The organism is Caballeronia grimmiae, from assembly GCF_000698555.1.
Taxonomy (GTDB): domain Bacteria; phylum Pseudomonadota; class Gammaproteobacteria; order Burkholderiales; family Burkholderiaceae; genus Caballeronia; species Caballeronia grimmiae.
On record NZ_JFHE01000103.1, the window covers coordinates 1 to 2,325 of the forward strand.

2 protein-coding genes are annotated in these 2,325 nt (G+C 60.3%); both read left to right on the forward strand.

Features of this window, described 5'->3' with window-relative positions; translation table 11 throughout:
- Positions 1–15 precede the first annotated feature (15 nt).
- Positions 16–1,509, forward strand: a complete 1,494-nt coding sequence (gene istA / locus BG57_RS30710; RefSeq protein WP_008342581.1) for an IS21 family transposase — start codon at positions 16–18, stop codon at positions 1,507–1,509.
- Entirely contained in the window at positions 1,506–2,324 is an 819-nt protein-coding gene (istB, locus tag BG57_RS30715) for an IS21-like element helper ATPase IstB (protein ID WP_035971033.1), read from the forward strand. Before istA ends, istB begins: the two co-directional genes overlap by 4 nt.
- Position 2,325 lies beyond the last annotated feature (1 nt).

The window sequence follows — 2,325 nt, forward strand, 5'->3', positions numbered from 1 at the left end:
AGAAGCGGTCAGCTCATGTCTGGAACCCGCATTACCGACCAACAGGTTCATCTCTATATGAACAAGCGCAAACAGTACTCCCAGGAAGTCGCGGCCGCGAAGACCGGTATCAGCGTGCGTACGGCGCGCCGCATCGAACGTGACGCCACCTTGCCTTCTCAGAAACCACGGCAAACATGGCGGACCCGAGCTGATCCCTTCGTCGACGTATGGGAGAGCGAAGTCGTACCGCTGCTGCGCAACGCGCCCCACCTGATGGGCATCACGATCCTGCGCAAGCTGCAAGACGATCACCCGGGTTGCTATCCCGATAGCATGCGCCGCACGCTGGAACGGCGTATTCGCCAGTGGCGGGCGCTTGAAGGGCCTACGCAGGAGGTGTTCTTCCCCCAGGAGCATCAGCCCGGTGTGCGCGGTCTGTCAGACTTCACCGATATGAGCAAGCTTTGCGTGACGATCGGCGGTGCCCCATTCGGTCATCGGCTGTATCACTTCGTACTGGCGTTCTCGCGCTGGGAATACGCGAACGTTGTTGAGGGAGGCGAGAGTTTCGAGGCCCTCGCAGCGGGATTGCAGAACGCGCTGTGGCAGGCCGGCGGCTGCCCGCGCGAACATCGCTCTGACAGCCTGTCGGCTGCCTTCAAGAATCTGACAGAGCAGGAGGACTTCACGAAACGTTACTCAGCGCTGCTCGACCATTACGGCATGGAGGGCACGCGCAACAATCGGGGCCTGGGTCACGAGAACGGCAGCGTGGAGTCATCGCATCGGTATCTGAAGGAAGCGGTCGACCAGGCCTTGATGCTTCGCGGTCATCGCGACTTCGCCGACCGGCCCGCCTACGATGAATTCATCCGTGAGGTGGTGATGCGCCGGAACCGGCGCAACGCTGCGGCGTTTCGCATTGAGCGCGCACAGTTGCAGGATTTGCCCGTACGTCGCACTACTGACTTCGTCGAGGAAGAAGCACTCGTGACCCGCTGCAGCACATTCACCGTGCGCGGCATCCTATACAGCGCACCGTCACGCCTGATCGGCCATAGGCTAAAGGTGCGGATCTATGGTGACCGGCTCGACTGCTATCTGTCGGGCGCGCTGGTGCACAGTACGCCGCGAGGATCCCGTGCCGCCGATAACCGCCACGCGCTGGACTATCGTCACTTCATCGATTCTCTCAAGCGCAAGCCGCAGGCGTTCAGGGGGTTCGCGTTTCGCGACGCGCTGTTTCCCCGTGAAGCCTACCGACGGACCTGGGAGAAGCTGGAGACGCAACTGACGCAACGCCAGGCATGCAAGACGATCGTAGGGCTGCTCGAACTCGCAGGACATCACGGCGTTGAGGCGTTGCTGGCCGAGCGGCTCGAGGCCTTGCTCGAAGCAGGCGAACTGCCCGATCTGAAGCAGTTGCGCGATGAATTCGCGCCGCGTCAGGCCCAATGTCCCGAGGTCGTAGTCGAAATGCCGCCCGTCGCGGTCTATGACGAGCTTCTCGACAAGGTGGCAGCATGAACGCCCCTGCCCATGACAACGGCCGTCTGGCCTTGATGTTGAACGAGCTACGTCTGCCGACCATCGGCAGGTTATGGCCCGAGTTCGTTGAGCGCTCTGATAAGGAAGGCTGGCCGGCTACGCGATTGCTTGGGGCGCTGCTTGAGCACGAACTGGCCGAACGTGCCAAACGACGCATCGAGCGGCATCGTAACGAGTCACATCTTGATCCAACCAAGACGCTGGCCACCTTCGACTTCGGCATGGTGCCAATGGTCTCGAAAGCGCATGTCACGGCACTGGCGACCGGAGATTCGTGGCTGGAGAAAGGTGCCACGATTCTCCTGTTCGGGCCCCCCGGTGGCGGTAAAAGTCATTTAGGTTCAGCCATCGGACACGCTTTAATCGAAGCCGGCTATCGAGTGCTGTTCACACGCACGAGCGAGCTCGTCCAGAAACTCCAGGCTGCGCGTCAGAGCCTGCAGCTTCCATCCGCTCTCACGAAGCTTGATCGGTTTGATCTCATCATCCTGGACGACCTGTCGTACGCGCGTAAGGACCAGGCCGAAACCAGTGTGCTGTTCGAACTGATCGCCGAGAGGTATGAGCGTAAAAGTCTGCTCATAACGGCCAACCAGCCATTCTCGGGATGGAATGACGTGTTCCCCGACCCTGGCATGACGGTCGCAGCCATTGATCGGCTCGTCCATCACTCGACGATCTTCGAACTGAATGTTGAAAGCTATCGCCGTCGAAAGGCCAGCGACAAACAGAGCGCGCGCCGGCGACAATTACCCGACGACAATTACGATGGAGAAGCGACAACTATGAACTAGC

Bases quoted from the DNA above. Each gene is read 5' to 3' on its own strand.
- istA (WP_008342581.1), top strand. From the start codon at position 16: ATGTCTGGAACCCGCATTACCGACCAACAGGTTCATCTCTATATGAAC.
- istB (WP_035971033.1), top strand. From the start codon at position 1,506: ATGAACGCCCCTGCCCATGACAACGGCCGTCTGGCCTTGATGTTGAAC.